Annotated in this window: 11 protein-coding genes; 9 read left to right on the top strand and 2 right to left on the bottom strand. The window is 75.4% G+C overall.

What is annotated here, in order from left to right; all coding sequences use genetic code 11:
- Nucleotides 1–32: 32 nt before the first annotated feature.
- The 3 genes from AB0927_RS30640 to AB0927_RS30630 all read left to right on the top strand — a co-directional run bounded on the left by AB0927_RS30640 (nucleotide 33) and on the right by AB0927_RS30630 (nucleotide 3,992).
- Complete coding sequence (locus tag AB0927_RS30640) at nucleotides 33–1,043, top strand: MerR family transcriptional regulator (protein ID WP_366671019.1); 1,011 nt, start codon at nucleotides 33–35, stop codon at nucleotides 1,041–1,043.
- Nucleotides 1,044–1,171: 128 nt separating this feature from the next.
- Complete coding sequence (locus tag AB0927_RS30635) at nucleotides 1,172–2,623, top strand: acyl-CoA synthetase (protein ID WP_366671018.1); 1,452 nt, start codon at nucleotides 1,172–1,174, stop codon at nucleotides 2,621–2,623.
- Nucleotides 2,616–3,992 carry a carboxyl transferase domain-containing protein gene (locus AB0927_RS30630; protein ID WP_366671017.1) on the top strand — a complete coding sequence of 459 codons (1,377 nt, stop codon included), beginning with the start codon at nucleotides 2,616–2,618 and terminating at the stop codon, nucleotides 3,990–3,992. The genes AB0927_RS30635 and AB0927_RS30630 overlap by 8 nt, the downstream gene beginning before the upstream one ends.
- On the opposite strand, the gene AB0927_RS30625 is transcribed toward AB0927_RS30630, so the two are convergent.
- The gene (locus tag AB0927_RS30625) at nucleotides 3,970–7,593 is read right to left on the bottom strand and encodes a S8 family serine peptidase (protein WP_366671016.1); all 3,624 of its coding nucleotides are present in this window, start codon (nucleotides 7,591–7,593) and stop codon (nucleotides 3,970–3,972) included. The genes AB0927_RS30630 and AB0927_RS30625 overlap by 23 nt on opposite strands.
- Nucleotides 7,594–7,854: 261 nt before the next feature.
- Here AB0927_RS30625 and AB0927_RS30620 point away from each other — a divergent pair, with 261 nt between their 5' ends.
- The 5 genes from AB0927_RS30620 (at nucleotide 7,855) to AB0927_RS30600 (ending at nucleotide 16,090) form a co-directional block, all read left to right on the top strand.
- Nucleotides 7,855–8,247: a CU044_2847 family protein gene (locus AB0927_RS30620; protein ID WP_366671015.1), complete on the top strand. Its 393-nt coding sequence runs from the start codon at nucleotides 7,855–7,857 to the stop codon at nucleotides 8,245–8,247.
- Nucleotides 8,244–10,040: a trypsin-like peptidase domain-containing protein gene (locus AB0927_RS30615; protein ID WP_366671014.1), complete on the top strand. Its 1,797-nt coding sequence runs from the start codon at nucleotides 8,244–8,246 to the stop codon at nucleotides 10,038–10,040. The genes AB0927_RS30620 and AB0927_RS30615 overlap by 4 nt, the downstream gene beginning before the upstream one ends.
- 31 nt (nucleotides 10,041–10,071) lie before the next feature.
- The gene (locus AB0927_RS30610) at nucleotides 10,072–11,157 is read left to right on the top strand and encodes a MoxR family ATPase (protein ID WP_366671013.1); all 1,086 of its coding nucleotides are present in this window, start codon (nucleotides 10,072–10,074) and stop codon (nucleotides 11,155–11,157) included.
- A complete protein-coding gene (locus AB0927_RS30605) occupies nucleotides 11,147–14,908 on the top strand; it encodes an SAV_2336 N-terminal domain-related protein (RefSeq protein ID WP_366671012.1) in 3,762 nt (1,253 codons plus the stop codon). Before AB0927_RS30610 ends, AB0927_RS30605 begins: the two co-directional genes overlap by 11 nt.
- 144 nt (nucleotides 14,909–15,052) lie before the next feature.
- Nucleotides 15,053–16,090: a rod shape-determining protein gene (locus AB0927_RS30600; RefSeq protein WP_366671011.1), complete on the top strand. Its 1,038-nt coding sequence runs from the start codon at nucleotides 15,053–15,055 to the stop codon at nucleotides 16,088–16,090.
- Between the two features lie 23 nt (nucleotides 16,091–16,113).
- On the opposite strand, the gene AB0927_RS30595 is transcribed toward AB0927_RS30600, so the two are convergent.
- A complete protein-coding gene (locus AB0927_RS30595; RefSeq protein ID WP_366671010.1) occupies nucleotides 16,114–16,977 on the bottom strand; it encodes a MurR/RpiR family transcriptional regulator in 864 nt (287 codons plus the stop codon).
- A 65-nt stretch (nucleotides 16,978–17,042) separates the two neighbouring features.
- Between AB0927_RS30595 and AB0927_RS30590 the strand changes: the two genes are divergently transcribed.
- Complete coding sequence (locus AB0927_RS30590; RefSeq protein WP_366671009.1) at nucleotides 17,043–17,879, top strand: EamA family transporter; 837 nt, start codon at nucleotides 17,043–17,045, stop codon at nucleotides 17,877–17,879.
- The last annotated feature ends 91 nt before the right edge of the window (nucleotides 17,880–17,970 follow it).

The raw sequence follows: 17,970 nt of genomic DNA, 5'->3' as shown, positions 1-17,970 counted from the left end.
ATCGGTGGTGGACGACGGGAGACGGGGACGCGATGGAACTGCTGACGATCGGGGCGTTCGCCAGGCTGAGCCGGCTGTCGCCGAAGGCGCTTCGGCTGTACGACGAGCTGGCGCTGCTGCGGCCCGCCCGGGTCGACCCCGAGACCGGCTACCGGTACTACGCCGCCGGGCAGTTGGGGCGGGCCCGGCTCGTGGCCTGGCTGCGGCGGCTCGGGATGCCGCTCGCCTCGATACGCGCCGTGTGCGCGCTGGAACCGGGCGACGCCGCGCGGGAGATCGGCGCGTACTGGGCGCGGGTCGAGGCGGAGACGGCGGTACGGCGGGACCTCGCGGCGTTTCTCGTCGAGCAGCTCACCGACGCATCGGGAAGGGAACCCACCATCATGCTGGCACTACGACACTCCGCGCGCACCGACCGCGGACTCGTCCGCCCGACCAACCAGGACGCCGTGTACGCGGGCCGCAGGCTGCTCGCCGTCGCCGACGGGTTCGGGCCCGCGGGGCCGGCGGCGAGCGGGGCGGCGGTGGAGGCGCTGCGGTTCCTGGACGAGGCGGAATCGCTGCCCGCGGACGGGGAGCTGGGGGTGCTCGGGGCACTGGAGGACGCGGTGCGCTCCGCGGGGGTGGCGGTGGCGGATCTGGCGCGTGGCACGAACGAGGTCGGCACCACGCTCACCGCGCTGCTGTGGACCGGGACCCGGCTGGCGCTCGCGCACATCGGGGACTCGCGGGCGTACCTCCTGCGCGACGGCGAGCTGTGCCGGTTCACCCAGGACCACCGGGTGTCGCCCCACGAGCTGCTGCTGTCCAAGGCGCTGGGCGGCGGCGCGGATCCCGTCCCGGACCTGCGCCTCCAGGAGCCGCTGCCCGGCGACCGGTATCTGCTGTGCTCGGACGGGCTGACGGAGGTCGTCCCCGACGCGCGGATCAGGGAGCTGCTGGCCATGGGCGCCGGGCCGGAGGAACTGGTGGCGGCCGCGCTCGCGGCCGGCGCCCCCGACAACGTGACCTGTGTCGTGGCCGACGTCCTCTCGGCCGACTGAGCCGACTGAGCCGACTGAGCCGACCGTGCCCGACTCGCGGCTCGCGCGCGAGCCGGGCACGGTCGTCGTGGGGCGGATCCTGGTGTAGGAAGGGGCTCAATGGTCCCGAGGGTGAAGGAGTGCGTCGGGTGTCCTCACTTTTTCCCGGCCTTGCCGGTGGTCCGCCGGAGCGGGCCGCGGTGCGGTTCGGTGAGCGGTCGTTGACGTACGGCGGGCTCGCGGACGCGGCCGGGGTGGTGGCGCGGCGGGTCGGCCGGGGCGAGCGGGTGGCCGTGTGGGCGACGAACGAGATGGAGACCGTGGTCGCCGTCGTCGGGGTGCTGCTCGCCGGTGCCACCGCTGTGCCGCTCAACCCCAAGTCGGGCGAGAAGGAGCTGGCCCATATCGTCTCCGACAGCGCGCCCGCCCTGGTGCTCGCGGCTCCGGGCGACCAACTTCCGTCGGTTCTTGGGGACTTGGAGCGGGTCGACGTCGACGTCGATGCCCCTGCCGCGGGGGCCGTCCCGCACCCGGAGTTCCCCGAGGAGGATCCCGCCCTCGTCGTCTACACCTCCGGCACCACCGGCCCGCCCAAGGGCGCGGTGCTCCCCCGCCGCGCCCTCGCCACCACGCTGGACGCGCTCGCCGACGCCTGGCAGTGGACGGCGGACGACGTGCTGGTGCACGGGCTGCCGCTCTTCCATGTGCACGGGCTCGTGCTCGGCGTCCTCGGCCCGCTGCGCCGCGGCGGCTCGGTGCGGCACCTGGGGAGGTTCTCCACCGAGGGCGTGGCCCGGGCGCTGGCCGACGGCGCGACCATGCTGTTCGGGGTGCCGACGATGTACCACCGCATCGCCGAGGCCCTCCCCGGCGACCCCGGGCTGGCCAAGGCGCTCGGCGGGGCCCGGCTGCTGGTCTCGGGCTCGGCCGCGCTGCCGGTCCACGACCACGAGCGGATCGCGGCGGCCACCGGACGCCGGGTCATCGAGCGGTACGGCATGACCGAGACGCTGATGAACACCAGCGTCCGCGCGGACGGGGAGGCCCGGGCGGGGACGGTCGGGGTGCCGTTGCCGGGGGTGGAGCTGCGGCTGGTGGAGGAGGACGGGTCGGAGATCGGCGGTCGCGACGGCGAGAGCGTCGGGGAGATCCAGGTCCGCGGGCCCAACCTGTTCACCGAGTACCTGAACCGGCCCGACGCCACCGCCGCCGCGTTCACCGCCGACGGCTGGTTCCGGACCGGCGACATGGCGGTGCGCGAGCCGGACGGCTATGTGCGGATCGTCGGGCGCAAGGCCACCGACCTCATCAAGAGCGGCGGTTACAAGATCGGCGCGGGCGAGATCGAGAACGCGCTCCTGGAGCACCCGGGCGTGCGGGAGGCGGCGGTCACCGGGGAGCCGGACGCGGACCTGGGCGAGCGCATCGTCGCCTGGATCGTCCCGGCGGATCCCGAAAACCCGCCGGTAGCGGAGGAGTTGGCCGACCACGTCGCCCGGCGGCTCGCCCCGCACAAGCGTCCCCGGGTCGTCCGCCACCTGGACGTCCTGCCCCGCAACGACATGGGGAAGATCATGAAGCGGGCCCTGCCCGATGCCTGACCGGCGGCCCTCCGCACGGGAGATGCTGGCCCTCGTCACGGACCACGGCACCTTCGCCGAACTCCCGCCGCCCGTGCGGGAGTCCGGGCCCGACGGACCGCTCGCCTGGCAGGGGTACGACGCCTCGCGCGCCCGCGCCACCGAACGCACCGGCGAGGAGGAGTCCGTCGTCTGCGGCACCGCGGCCGTCGCGGGCACCCGTGCCGTGCTGATCGCCTTCGAGTTCGGCTTCCTCGGCGGCTCCCTGGGCGAACGCACCGGGGACCGGCTCGCCGGGGCGTACACCTACGCCCGTGAACACCGGCTGCCCGTCGTGCCGTTGATCGCCACCGGGGGCAGCCGCATGCAGGAGGGCATGGTCGCGCTGACCCAGCTCCAGCGGGTCGCGCGCCAGTCGGCGCTCACTCGCGAGGCGGGCCTGCCCCAGATCGCCGTCCTGCGCGACCCCACCACCGGCGGCGGCTGGGCCACCCTGGGCGCCGGCGCGGACGTGATCCTGGCCCTGCCCGGGGCCCAGGTGGGCTTCGCCGGCTCCCGGGTCCGCCCCGCCGACGCCGACCCCGCCGCCTACACGGCCGAGGCCCAGGTGGCGGCGGGGTCGGCGGACGCGGTGGTGCGGGCGGAGGACCTCAAGGAGGTGCTGGGAGTCTGGCTGCGGCTGCTGTCCCGGCCGGGACTGGGGACGGCCGCCCCCGTCCCGCCCGCCCTCGGCGCCCCCGGCCTCCCGGCCACCGGCTGGGTGGCCGTCCAGCGCGCCCGCACCCCTGAACGCCCGCGCGCGCAAACCTATCTGGACGCCTACTTCGCCCATCACGCCCTCCTCAGCGGCGACCGGTGCGGCGGCCGGGATCCCGACGGCATCCTCTGCGGGTTCGGCGAGCGTGACGGTCGTACCGTCGCGTTCGCCGCGCAGACCGGGACGGGGACGCGGCCCGCCGGGTACCGGACGGCGGCGCGGGTGATCCGGCTGGCGGACCGGCTGGGGATGCCGGTGCTGACGCTGGTGGACACCCCTGGCGCGGCGAACGACGCGGCGGCCGAGCGGCAGGGGGCCGGTGCGGCGATCGCCGAGGTGTTCGGGGCGGTGGCCGGGGCGCGGGTGCCGGTGACCACGCTGGTGATCGGCGAGGGCGGCTCGGGCGGTGCCCTCGCGCTGGCCGCCCCCGGCAACACCTGGGCCACCCCGGACAGCTACTTCTCGGTCATCGCCCCGGAGCTGGCGGCGGCCATCCTCAAACGCGCCCCCGACCGGGTCGAGGCGACCGCCGACCAGCTCCGCGTCCGCCCGCAGGATCTGCTGGAGCTGGGCCTGATCCGGGGCATCGTCGCGCCCACCGGCGAGGCGCCTACCTCACCCCCACCGCCCTGACGATCTCCTGCGACACCGAGCCGCCCTTGTCGTCCCGGGCCGATGCCCGCAGGGAGACCGAGGTGGCCGTGCCCGGCACGTCCAGCGTGCCGCGCCAGGACGCGCCGGCCCCGTCGAGCGGCACGTCCTGCCAGCTCGCCCCCTCGTCGTACGACACCGACAGCCGGCCCCCGCCGAGCGTGCCCGTGCCCGACGCCCCGGCCATGTACTGGGCGCCCAGCGTCACCGGCAGGCGCCGCCCGGCGGGCACCGTGCCCGCGAGGTCAGTGTCCAGCCCGTAGGAGAGGTTGATCAGCGGCAGCGTCGTGGGGTGGTCGTCCGGGGTCCGCGCCGAGCGGAACGTCCACTCGGTGTGCCCCGTCGTCGTGAGCTTCCAGTGGTCGGCGTCGAGGGCCGTGTCGGTCACCACCCGGTAGGTGTGCTCGTCGGCCGGCGCGTCCCAGACGAAGGCGGACGAGCCGGACTCGCTGTCGGCGAGGGTGCCGTCCTGGTAGACGGACGTGGTCTGGCTCATGCCGCTGTCGCCCCACACGTCACCGGAGCCGGTGTGGTCGGGGCCCGAGTCGCCCCAGCCGGGCGTGTTGAGCTGGATCTGGTTCCCGGTGCGCTGTTCGCCCCAGCCGAGCCCGGAACCGAGCCACGGGTGCCACACCGGCTGGAACCAGTGCAACCGGGGCCGGCTGCCGCCCTGGTAGCGGACCGGTCCGCCGCGCTCCTCCAGCGTGCCCATGCCGATCGTGACGGTCTCGGTCCAGAGCTGGCCGGGGCCGGTGGAGACGTAGTCGGTGCGGGTGGCGGGCAGGTCGATGTCCTCCTGGAAGCCGATGCCCATGGGGAAGGTGTCGGTGAGGGAGTACCGGAACTCGCCGCCGCTCGTCGGCCGGTCCGCGTGGAACGAGACGTCCAGCGCGGCGAGTTGGCGCGCCGTGGGCCGGTACGTGAGGTCGCGGTCCGGGATCGCCCCCTGGTGGCCCTCGGAGAGGTCGTACACATAGGGCGAGTCCGGGGTGCCGGTCATGTCGACCGTCGCGTCCGCCCGCAGCCGGGCCGCGTCCGCCTGGTTCACCGTGGCGATCACCAGCGGGCGGTCGGTGTTGTCGTCGTTGCCCCACCAGTCCATCAGCCGTCCCGGCGTGTCGTCCGTGACGAACAGCGCCTTGGCCCCGGCGTCCTGCGCGGCCCGGGCGAGCGCCAGGGGGTCGGCGCCGTCGGCGAGACGCGCCAGCACCGCCTTGCCCGAGACGGCGGAGGGCAGGGGACCGTCGCCCACGTCCACCAGGGGCAGCTTCCGCCGCCCGGAGAACAACGTCCCGCCGGACTGCACCGACGCCTCGCCGATGCCCTTGACCTCCAACTGGGGCTTCGCCAGCCGCCACACCGTGCGGTACTCGAAGCCGCCCTGGGTGACCTCGGGCGTGGGCGCGGCGAAGACGCTGTCGTAGGTGAGGGGCACCTGGACCGCGCCGGACAGGTCGGTGCCGTTCGCGTGGCGGTCGTACTCCATGAGGAGCTGGTGGGTCTCGGTGCGCCGGGAGACCGCCGCCCTGACCTCGCGCAGCCTGGTGCCGTCCAGGGTGACGTCGCTGTCGTGGTCGAGGGTGACCTCGGGTGCGGAGAGGAAGCCGAGGCCGAGCGAGTCGGCGCCGTGGCTGCCCCGCACGTCGAGGAAGGAGGTCAGGGCGTACGTGCCCGGCTTCAGCCGGAGCTTGAGCGTGCCGGAGTCGCCGACGTGGTCCGACTCGGGGTCCGCGTTCTGGGCGAGCCGCTGCACGGTGACGTCGGCGGCCGTGGGGGCGCCCGAGCGGTCCTTGACGTGGATCGTGAGCGTGTACCGCTCGTCCTCCTTGACCAGCCCGAACACGGTGTGCGCGCGCACCGCGCCGGTGTCGTCGGTGGCCACGATCTGCCCGCTGGTCTCGCCGACCGGCGCCTTGGCGGCGTCGCTGGTGACGGTGGTGGTCGCGGTGCCGTGCGCGGGCACGGTGAGCGAGGAGTCGGCGAGCGTGGCGACGCCGTCCGGGGCCCCCTGCGCCGACAGGGTCAAGTGGACGTCCTGGTCACCAGAGTTGGTGTAGGTCAGGGTCCTGGTGACCGGCTTGTCCGCGTCGTAGGGCCAGCTGTGGAAACCGAGGTCGGCGCTGCCCGTGGCGGTCACCGTGGCACCCACGGCGTCCGGCACGCTCACCCGGCCCGCACCCACCGTGTAGGCGGAGACGTCGAGTTGGCGCGAGGTGGACATCAGCGCGTCCTTCAACCGCGCGCCGGTCCAGTCGGGGTGCTCCTGCGCGAGCAGCGCGGCCACGCCCGCGACGTGCGGTGTCGCCATCGACGTGCCGCTCATGGTGGTGTAGTAGCCGCTGCCGTCGACGAGTTGGGAGCGGGCGGCGAGGATGTCGACGCCGGGGGCGGACAGGTCGGGCTTGAGGGCGTTGTCGCCCGTGCGGGGGCCCGCGCTGGTGAAGTAGGCGGGCTGGTCGGCGGAGTCGACCGCGCCGACGGTCAGGGCCGCGTCGGCGGCGCCGGGCGAGGTGACCGAGGAGGGGGCGCCGGTGTTCCCGGCGGCGACGACGAAGAGCGCGCCGGTCTCCTGGGAGAGGCTGTCGACGGCCTGGGACATCGGGTCGGTGCCGTCGCTCGGGTCGCTGGAGCCGAGGCTCATCGAGATGATCCGGGCGTGCACGTCCCGCGCGGCCCACTCCATCCCGGCAATGATCTGCGACTCGCTGCCCGTGCGCTGGTCGTCGAGCACCTTGCCGACGGCGAGCGTCGCGTCCGGCGCCACGCCCTTCTCCTTGCCGTCGGAGGCGGCGCCGCTGCCGCCGAGGGTGGAGGTGACGTGGGTGCCGTGCCCGTTACGGTCGGCGACCTCCTCGCCGTCGACGAAGCTCTTGGACTGGCTGATCCGGCCGGCCAGGTCGGGGTGGGTCAGGTCGGCGCCGGTGTCGAGCACGGCGACGGTGACGCCCTTGCCGGTCAGCCCCGCGTCCCACGCGGCCCGGGTGCCGATCTGGGCGTTGCTCTCGGCCATGTCGGCCTTGGCCCGCCCGTCCAGCCACACCTTGGAGACGCCGTCACCGCGGGTGAACGACTGCCAGAAGGCGCGCCCCTTGCCCGCCTCGACGGCCGCGCCGCGCAGGCTGGGCAGGCTCCGGGTGCGATGGGTGCCGGCCGGGGCGGCGGCGGGGGCACGGGTGTCCTTGGCGTAACCCACGATGAGCGGAAGGGACTTGGCTTGACTGTCGGTGAGGCCCTGGCGGATCAGCGCGCTCACGTCGAACAGCCGCCGGTCCAGTCTCCCGGCGCGCAGGTAGGGCAGCGCCTCGTCCGGTACGACGGTGAGGTCGCCGTCGCTGGTCTGGGTGCGGACGGCCCCCTCGGCGCCGCGCGGCCGCCGCACGGTGACGGTCCGCTTGCCGTGCCCGAGGTCGGTGACGGTCACCTGGTCGCCGGTGACCAGGGTGACCGTCTTCGGGGCGGCACCGGCCGGCTTCGCCGCCGTGGCCTTCCCGTCCGCGGCGACCGCCCCGGGTACCGGCACCACGGCCAGCACGAGCCCTGCCGACAGCAGCGCCGCCCGACGTCTGACTGGTCCTCTGGTCATCCACGCCCTCTTCCACGTCCGGATCGCGCGCCCGGAATGGCTCGTTCAGAACTGTCGTGTACATGCTTTGCGTGCAGGCACGAGTGTGGTGCGAGTGGTGGGGGCGCACAGGAGGCCGGGCGTGGCGGGTTGTCACAGTGGCGGGTTCTCGCCACGTTCCGGCGGTTGACCCGCCCGGAGTATCGAGTGGGATCCGCGAAGCCCCGTCCGTACCATGGGGGTTGCCCACAGGTCTGCTACGGAGGGGGAACGAGCGGAGTCATGGACCAGCTCGTGGAGTTCAGGACCGAGGACGGCGCGCTCGTCGTGGTGGAGGGGGCCGGCGCGAGCCCCCGGCCCGGCACCCGGCTGGTCTCGCGCGGCGACGAGATGGTGCGGGCCACGCGCACCTTCGAGGGCGCGCTGGACGGCGTTCGGGCGGCGGCGGAGGCCGCGCTGCGGGTCTTCAGGGACGGCAGCCTGCGGCCCGACTCGGTGGAGATCGAGTTCGGCGTGAAGATCTCGGCCGAGGCCGGTGCGGTCATCGCCAAGGGGGCGGCCGAGGGGCAGCTCGTCGTCAAGCTCAGCTGGGCACCGGGGACTTCGGCGGGCGGCACGGTGCCCGCCGTGCCGGGTCAGGCCGCCGCCGGACCGGAGCCCGCCGAGCGCCCATGAACAGTGCCGCCTGGCATGCCCGGATCCACTGCGGCCACGAGGTGGGCGCGGGCTTCCTGGTCACCGCCCGCCGGGTGCTCACCTGTGCCCATGTCGTCCGCTTCAGCGACCAGGACGCGGTGACCGTGGTCTTCCCGCACGCCAGGGAGCTGGGCGAGGTGTCCGCGTCGGTCGTCGCGCACGGCGGCTGGGCGGGCGGCCCCACCGACCCCGGCGACGTGGCCGTACTGGAACTCGACCGGGACGTCCCGCTCGCCCCGGCCGGGTTCGCGCCGCCCCAGGCCGCGTACGCCGAGCCGCGCCCCAGGCTGGTCGCCTACGGCTTCCCGGCGGGCTACGACGAGGGCACGCTCGCCGAATACCGGGCCGTGTCCGGGCAGTTGATCGCGGACGAATGGCTGGAGCTGGTGGCCTGGCAGGGGCACGGGCAGCCGATCGTGGCCGGGTTCAGCGGGGCGGCGGCGACCCTGCCGGACGGCCGGGTGGTCGGCATGGTCACCTCGGCCTCGGACGCGCCGGACGTGCGCAAGGGCCGGATGCTGCCGCTGGACGTACTGGCCCGGTACTGGCCGGAACTGGGCGAGCTGGTGCCCACGCCGGGCCATCACACCGAGGTGCTGCGGGAGTTGTACGGACTGCTGCGGCGGGCCCCGGGTGCCCGGGAGTGCGATCCCAACCGGCTGTACGTGGACGCGGTGGGCGCCTTCGGGCCGCCGCTGCCCGAGGGCGGGTTCCCGACGCTGGGCGCGGCCGCCGCCTATGTGCAGTGGGAGGTGCCCGATCCGGCGGCGGTGCACCGGTTCGCGGGGCGGCTGCGGGAACTGGTGGGCGCGGGCCGTGCGCCGGCCGCGCCCGTGCCGCCGCCCGCCGCGAAGGAGTCCCCGCCCTGGGCGCCGGTCGTCGTGGAGATCGACCACAGCGGCGCCGGGCCCGACCAGGTGACCGTGGAGGTGTCGGCGTACCGCGACGGACAGCGCCGCCCGGTGGGCACCCGCCGGCTGCCGCGCACCGGCGTACGGTCGTACGTCCAGCACCGCATCGACGAGGCCGTCGCCCATCTCGACCCGGACGCCGAGGAGTTGGTGACCTTCGTGCTGCCGCGCGAGTGGCTCAACGAGGCGGTGGCGCACTGGGAGTGCGGCGTGGACGACAGCACTCCGCTCGGCTGCGCCTACCCCCTCGTGGTGACCGACCGCGCGCGGCACCGCAGCAACCGGCTGCGGCACCAGCTCCGCAAGAAGTGGCAGAAACTGGACACCGGGCGCCCGGTGGAGGTGCACCGCGTGGAGTGCGGCAGCCAGGAGCGGCCGCCGAGCCTGCGCAAGCGGCTGTGGGACGGCGACGCGGGGCTCGCCGGGTTCGCGGTCCCGCCCGCGGCGGCCCGGGAGCACTTCGAGATCGGCCTCACCGTCCCGGTCCCGGTCCTGCTGTGGTCCCGTACGGGCTGCCCGGAGGGGGAGCACGAGCAGCGGACGTGCGCGGGGCACGGCGGGGGCGGGTACGAGGAGCCGCGCCGGGACTGGAGCGGGCACCGGGACACGGCCGTCACCGTGTCCGCCGCCCCTCCCCGCGCCGGTGAACCGTGCCCCGGCAGCGCCTTCCTGGACCAGCTCGCCGCCGCCGTCGCCGAGGTCCCGCCCGCCGAACTCCCGCGCCACGTCCTCTCGTTACGGCTGACCGCGGACGCCGCCGACGAACCCGACCGGCACTGGGCGCGCGATCTCCAGCTTCTCTGGGACGACCCCCGCTGCTTCCCCGAGCCCGCCGCCAGCCTGCACTCCCCCGTCGACTGACCGCCCGCACCACCACCACGGAGAAGAAGCCATGCCCCTGTGGCCCGTCTACACCGGTACGAACGCGCCGCACGACGGCATCGCGCGGCTGCCCCCGCCGCCGCCCTGGCGTGCCTTCGACGGCGGCCCGGTGCTGGATCCGCCGGACGCGGCCGCCGACCGATCGGCCGTCTCCCCCGACCGGGTGCACCGCGCCGAGACGTACCGGGCCACCGAGGACACGGTGCAACTGGTCAACGCGGCCCTGTACCTGCGCCGCCCGCTGCTGGTCACCGGCCCGCCCGGCACCGGCAAGTCCTCCCTGGTGTACGCCGTCGCCCGCGAGCTGCGGCTCGGCCCGGTGCTGCGCTGGAACATCACCAGCCGCAGCACGCTCAACGACGGGCTCTACCAGTACGACCCCCTGTCCCGCCTGTACGCGGCACGGCAGCAGGTCGCCCGCCAGGACCGGCCGGAACCCGCGGGTCCGGCGCCCGGCGGGCCCGGCGAGGCGGGCGAGCCCATGGCGGAGGCGCCCGACGAGGCGGGCATCGAGCACCATCTGCGCCTCGGGCCGCTCGGCACCGCGCTGCTGCCCTACGCCCGCCCCCGCGCGCTGCTCATCGACGAGATCGACAAGAGCGACCTCGACCTGCCCAACGACCTGCTGAACGTGCTGGAGGAGGGCCAGTACCAGATCCCCGAGCTGGTGCGCGCCGCCCGGCTCACCCCGGACGGCACCGCCCGGGTGCCGGCCGACGGCACCGGCGAGCCGGTCCCGGTGGTGCGCGGCCAGGTCCGCTGCCGCGCCTTCCCGTTCGTCGTGCTCACCAGCAACGGCGAGCGCGAGTTCCCGCCCGCCTTCCTGCGCCGCTGCGTCACGCTGCGGCTGCGCCGGCCGGACGACCGGCACCTCGCCGACATCGTCCGCGCCCACCTGGGCGAGCCGGACGCCTACGCGCAGGAGCTGATCGCCCGCTTCCTGGACCGCACCGGCACCGGCGACCTGGCCACCGACCAGTTGCTCAACGCGATCTACCTGGCCCGCACCAGCGACCTGGACGCCGGCTCCCTGGACCAGTTGGCCGACCGGCTGATGCCGCACCTGGGGCAGAGCACGCAGAGCGATGTCTTCTGAGACCCCGGACGCGCGGGACGCCCTGGTCCGCCTCGCCGCCGTGCTGGCCGAGGCGGGCCGGGGCGTGCCCCCGACGCCGCGCGAACTGGCCGAACTGCTCTGGCTGGCGCGGCACATGGGCGACGACGGCGAGGCGGATGCCGAGCGCGCGGGGGACGACACCCCGGCGCGGAGGACCACCGAACCGGCGCCACCACCCGGTCTCGCCGGAGCTCCGTCCCGGCTCCCCGAGGTGGAGGACCACCGGCCGGACCCCGCGCCACCCACGCCGGAACCCCCCTCCCGGGTCCCGCTGCGCCTCCCCTCCCCCGCGCCCGCCGCGGACCACCGGCCGCACACCACCCTGCTGGCCCCCGCGCCCCCGATGCTGCGCCACCCGCTCGCCCTCCAGCGCGCGCTGCGCCCCCTGCGCCGCCGGGTCGACGCGCCCGTGGGCCGGGAGCTGGACGAGCGGGCCACCGCCGACCGCATCGCCCGCCTGGGCGCGGACCCGGACTGGTGGCTGCCGGTGCTGCGCCCCGCCCGGGAACGCTGGCTGAGCCTGAACCTGGTGTACGACGCCGGTCCCACGATGCCGGTGTGGCGGCCCCTGATCCGGGAACTGCACACCGCGCTGGCCCAGTCGGGCGCCTTCCGCACGGTCGCCCTGTACCGCGCCGACGCCGACGGCGCCGTGCGCGGCCCCGACGGGCGGCTCCCCGCCGACGGCCGCACTGTCACCCTGCTGATCAGCGACTGCATGGGCCCCCAGTGGCGGGAGGGCCCCTCCGGCACCCTGTGGTACACCACCCTGCACCGCTGGGCGCGCCGGATGCCGCTGGCCGTCGTCCAGCCGCTGCCCGAACATCTGTGGCGGGAGTCGGCGCTGCCCGCCGCGCCGGGCCGGCTTTCGGCGCCGCATCCCGTGGCGCCCTCGGCCGCGCTCACGTTCGCGCCGTACGAGCGGCCGGAGACCGACGGCGGGGCGGGCGCGGTGGTGCTCCCGGTGCTGGAGCCGGAGCCGCGCTGGCTGGCGAACTGGGCCGGGCTGATCAGCGCGCCCGGCGGGACCCGGTTCCCGGCGGCGGCGGCCCGGCTGGGGCGGCCGCTGCCGGGCGACGCGGAGGACCGTACGGACGTCGGCAGGCTGTCCGCCGAGGAACTGGTGCTGCGGTTCCGGGCGACGGCGTCCCCGGAGGCGTTCCGGCTGGCCGGGCATCTCGCGGTGGGGCGGCCCGACCTGCCGGTGATGCGGCTGGTGCAGGCCGCGGTGGAACCGGAGCCGCGGCCCCGGCACCTGGCCGAGGTCGTGCTCAGCGGCATGCTCACCACGCTCCCGGGCGCCCCGCCCGGCTCGTACGCCTTCCGGGAGGGCGTACGGGAGCTGCTGCTGCTCGGGCTGCCCCGGACCGAGCGCAACCGGACCGTCGAACTCCTGGACCGCATGGGCGAGTTCATCGACGAGCTGGCGGGCCGGGCGCCGGGCGGCTTCCGGGCGGTGGTGCCGTCCCCGGGGGGCACGCCGACGCCGGTGGAGCGGCAGCCGGTCGCCATGCTCAGCGAGGACAGTGTGCGCAGGCTGGCGCCGGCCGCCGGCGTGCGGCTGTTCGCGGGCCGGTACCGGCTGGTGCGGAGGTCGGACGCGGGCATCGGGGGGTGGGTCGCCGAGGACGCGCGGGACGGGGGCGCGCTGGTCGTCGTGTGCCGGTACGTGCCCGGCGAGTACCGGGAACCCTTCGATCAGCTCTGCCAGGGCCTCGCGCGGGTGGCGCATCCGGGGATCGCCCGGGTCCTCGGCCACGGCTTCGCCGAGGGAAAGCCTTACCTGGTGCGGGAGTTCGTGGAGGGCCCGACGCTGCACCAGCAGGTGGCCGACGCCTCCTCGGGGCTGTCCCGCGACGAGGTGCGCGCCCTGGGGCTGCGGCTCCGCGAGGCGGTCCTCGCTCTGTACGCGCAGGAGGGACCGCGCGGCGAGGTGACCGCCCGTTCCGTGGTCCTTTCCCCGAACGGACCGGTCCTGACCTGCCTGGACGCCGCGCCGATCAGCCAGGGCAGCCGCGCCGAGGCGCTGCGGACGGTCACGGAGATCCTGGCCGGGCTCGCCCCCGGGCACCCGGACCCGGGCGGCACCGAGATCCTCTTCACCACCGACGACCTCACCGGCCGCCCCGAGGCCCGCATCACGCTCGAAGCCGCCGTGCACGAGATCGTCACCCGCTCCCTGCCCGCCGGCCGGTTCCAGGTGCGGGCCCGCCCGGACGGCTACCGGGTGGGCGTCGAGCCCGGCACCTATCTGCTGCCCGTGCTGGCCGCCGCGCTGCGCGAACTCCCCTTCGCACTCGCCGGGTTGGCCGAGCCGACGCGGCTGCGCGTGACGTTCGGACCGGTCTTCGTCCGGCCGCCGGAGACCGCCGGGGGCGTCGACGTCCTCGTACCGCCCGCGCTGTACGACGACTTCGCGGCCAGCTCCGCCGCCCGGGACGCGCCGCCCTTCGAACCGCTCTACAGCGACGACGCCCCCGACTCGCCCCCGGCGGCCTGGCACTGCCCGCTCACCGCCGAGTACCCCGGACGCGAGCTGGTCCAGGGCCCGTTCATCACCCGGGACCTGCGCGAGCTGGGCGTCCCCGCCCCGGGCCGTACGGCCGTCGTGCACACCCGCCCCGACGGCCCGCTCACCCTGCTCGACCCGATCCACCCGTACGGCACCCGGGCGCCCCGCCCCGAGACGTACTACACGGTCGACCTCACCGTGCGGCAGGCCCGGCACACCCTGTCCCTGCCCAGCTCCGGGAAGGCCGTGTTCACGGCCGTCGCGGAGCTGACCTGGCAGGTGGACGACCCCGTCGCCTTCGTCCGGGCCGGGGTCGCCGCCGTCTCCGCCCGGCTGCTGGAGCACCTGCGCGGCGCCGCGGCCCGGATCACCGGCCGGCATCCGGCGCGCCGGGCGGGCGCGGCCGAGCGCGCGGTCAACGAGGGGGTGCGCGACTGGCCGGTGCCGGGGCTCAGCGTGTCGTACACCGTGCGGCTGGGCACGGACGGCGCGCCCGGCCCCGCGCCCGCCGCCGCCCCGCCGCCCGGGGTGCTGCTCGCCGAGGCCGACTGCGTGCTGATCGGCTTCGACGGGCCCCTCACCCGGCTGTTCACGGCGCAGAGCGCACGGGCGGCCGTACTCGATCTGCTGAACATCGTGGCCGAACACCGCGATCCCGCCGACGCGTTGGCGGGCGGGCCACTGCCGGCGGTCGCGGGGCCGGGCGGCCGGGACGCGTTCCCGCATCCGCTGGATCTGCTGCGCGCGTTCGCCCACGACCGGCTCGGGCCGCTGCTGCGGGACCGGCTGGAGGAACTGGAGCTGGCCGCCGTGCCCGACGCGCCCATGACGCACCGCTCGCTCGCGCTGGTGCGCGCGCTGCACAAGTCCGGGCGGCGGGTGAGCGTGGTGTCGGACGTGAGTTCCCGGGCGGTGCAGCGGGGCGTGGAGTCGTACCGGCTGCCGCTCGCGGGGGTGCACGGGCGGCGGGAGGATCTCGGTCTGCTGACGCCGGACCCCCACTGTCCGCTGCGGGCGCTGGAGTATCTCGGCACGCCGGCCGGCCGCGGGGTGCTGCTCGGCTCCTCGGTCGCCGAGCTGACCGCGGCCCAGCGGCTCGGCCTGCCCTTCGTCGGGTTCTCCCCCACGGCCGCCGGGCGCCGGCTGCTGCGGGAGGGCGGCGCGGGGGCCGTGGTCTCCTCGCTGGAACCGCTGCTGGAGGCGATCCGCGCCTCCTGACCCGGCGACACTCCGGGGAGCCCGGCGATTACCCCCGTTCGGCGGCGCCCCGCCCGGCCCCCCAGAAAAGGCGCCCGGCCCCCCGCGCCGCGCAGGATGCGGTGAGCAGGAAAAGCCGAATGCCCGCGCCCGGGAGGAGCTGCCGTGTCCGTCAGCCTGGAGCAGTTGCGCCGCTGTCACTTCGCCGTCGACCTGGGCGCGGCCCGAACCCGGGTGTACGTGAAGGGCGCGGGGCTCGTCGTGGACCAGCCCTCGGTCGCGGCCGTGAACGTGCGGTCCGGCTCGCTGATCGCGGTGGGCGACTTCGCGGAACAGATGACCGGCCGGACCCCCGACTACATCAGGGTCGTGCGGCCCATCTCGGGCGGCACGGTGGTCGACATCGACATGGCCCAGCGCATGCTGCGGCACCTGATGGGCGACAAGATGCGCCGGTCGCTGCGCCGTAAGGCCCGGCTGCGGGCGGCCGCGTGCACCCCGCACGACGCCGATCCGCTGGCCCAGCGGGCGACGATCGAGACGCTGCTCGGTCTCGGCGCGCGCCGGGTGGAGCTGGTGGACACGCTGATCGCGGCGGCGGTGGGCTGCGGGCTGCCGGTGGAGCGGCCCGAGGCCACCATGATCATGGTGTGCGGGGCGGCGGCGACCCAGGTGGCGGTGCTGTCGCTGGGCTCGATCGTCACCGCCGAGCGGATTCCGGTGGGCGGGGAGGCGGTGGACCACGCGATCGTGCAGTACCTGCGGCACGCGCACGAACTGGTGCTGCCCAGCCAGTCGGTACGTCCGCTGCAACTGGCCCTGTCCGGCAACGGGCTCACCCCGCAGGGCCCGTCGCAGACCGAGATCAACGGGCGGGACGTGGCGACCGGGCTGCCGCGCACGGTACGGGTGGACACGGCGTCCGTGCGGGAGGCGATCCAGACGCCGCTGACGGCCGTCCTGGACGGCATCGGCAAGGTGCTGCGCGAGTGCCCGCCGGACCTCGTGGCCGATCTCGCCGACCGCGGGATCATCATGGTCGGCGGCTCGGCGCTGCTGCCCGGCTTCGACCAGAGGGTGCGCGAGGCCACCGGGATGCCGGTGTTCATCGCCGAGCGCCCGGACCTGTGCGCGGCCCGGGGGCTCGGCGAGATGCTGGAGGGCCGGATCGAGCCGCTGGTCCTCGACCCGCTGGCCGCGTGAACCCCCCTTCTTCTGACGGGTGTTCAGTAGGCGTGGTCGGCCGTGATGTCCGCGGACAGGTCGAGGTGGCGCCGGGCGGTCTCCGGACGCAGGCCCATCAGGAGATGGGTCAGGGCGTCCACCGCGGCGAGGTGGGCGATCCGGCTGGCGGAGGTCTCCAGGCCGAACACGAGGTCCTGGCCGCCCGCGACGAGCACATGGTGGCTGGTCTCGCTCAGCGGCGAACGGGCGTAGCTGGTGAGCGTGACCACGGTGGCCCCGGCCTGCCGGGCGCGCCGAGCGGCGTCGACCGTGGTGCGGGTGGCCCCGGTGTGGCTGATGGCGAAACAGACGCCTTCCGGCGGGAGTTGGGCGGCGGCGAGCTGGGCGGTGAGGGGGTCGGGCGGCGCGTCGACGGGCCAGCCGAGGGCGCGCAGCCGGTAGGCGACGTCGAGGGCGACCGCGCCGGACAGCCCCGCGCCCAGGACGACGACCCGCGACGCCGCGTGCAGGGCCTCGGCCGCGGCGGTGAGCGTGCCGGTGTCGAGGGTCGCGGCGACGCCGTCCAGGGCGTCGCGGGAGGCGTGCAGGGTGGCGGCGAGCGCGTGGGCCGCGGGCTCGTCCACCGGCGGCGGGGGCGGTGCGGCCGCGTGCCGGGCGGCCTCCAGCTTCAGCTCCTGGAAGCCCCGGAATCCGAGCCGCTGGCAGGTGCGGACGACGGTGGAGGACGCGGTGCCGGCCAGCGCGGCCACGTCGCTGACGCTGAGGTGGACCAGCGCGGCGCCCTGGTCGAGCACCACCCGCGCCACCCGGGCCTCGGTCTCGCGCAGTTCGGGGAGCCGGGCCCGGATCCGTGCGGAGAGGGAACCACCGGTACCGGCGGAACCACTGGTGGAATTCTGTTCCATGGCCATAGCGTACCGTGGAATTCCATTCCGTCCCGTCCGGGAGTCGCCGCACCATGCCAGGAACCATGTCCGCCGGAGTGCTCGCCGCCGTCCTCACGGCCGCGGTGCTGCACGCCGTCTGGAACTCGATCGCCCACCGGATCCCGGACAAGCTCGTCGGATTCACGCTGATCAGCGTCGCGTGCACCGGCTGCGCGGCCGTTCTGGTCACCCTCACCCCGCTGCCCCCGGCGGGCGCCTGGCCGTTCCTCGCGGCCTCGGCCGCGCTCCAGGTCGCCTCGCAGCTCTTCCTGCTGCGCGCCTACCAACTGGGCGACTTCGGGCAGATGTACCCGCTGGCGCGCGGCGTCGCCCCGCTGCTCGTGGCCATCGCCTCGGTGACCCTGCTCGGCGGGGCGCTCACCGCGGTCCAGGCGGCGGGCGTGCTGCTGGTCTCCGGGGGCCTCGCCGCCCTGGCCCTCGCCTCCGGCCGCATCCGCCGCGCCCAGCTGCCGGCCCTCGGCGCCGCGCTGGGCTCGGGCGCGATCATCGCGTCGTACACCCTGGTCGACAGCATGGGCGTGCGGCACTCCTCCGACGTCCTCGCCTACACCGCCTGGCTGTTCCTGCTCCAGGGCCCGGTCATGCCCCTGATCGCGCTGGCCCGGCGCCGCGGCGCGCTGTTCGCCCAGGTGCGCCCGGTCCTCGGCACCGGCCTGCTCGGCGGAGTGCTCTCCATGACCGCCTACGGCCTCGTGGTCCAGGCCCAGGCACACGGCCAGGTCGCCGCGGTCGCGGCCCTGCGCGAGACCGGCATCCTCGTCGCCGCGGTCATCGCGACCCTGGTGTTCCGGGAGCCGTTCGGACGGCTGCGCCTGGTGGCCGGGGCGGTGGTGCTGACGGGGATCGGGCTCATGCGCTAGGTGTATTGACCCGTGAGGTTGGGGACGCGGCTGGCGGGTGGTTGGCCTTTCAGCGCGGTGTGTCCGCGGTGGTGATTGTAGGTGTGCAGCC

The sequence above is a fragment of the Streptomyces sp. NPDC048106 genome (assembly GCF_040706415.1).
GTDB lineage: Bacteria > Actinomycetota > Actinomycetes > Streptomycetales > Streptomycetaceae > Streptomyces.
Note: the sequence above shows the minus strand (reverse complement) of the source record. Positions and strands in the feature narration are given on the sequence as shown.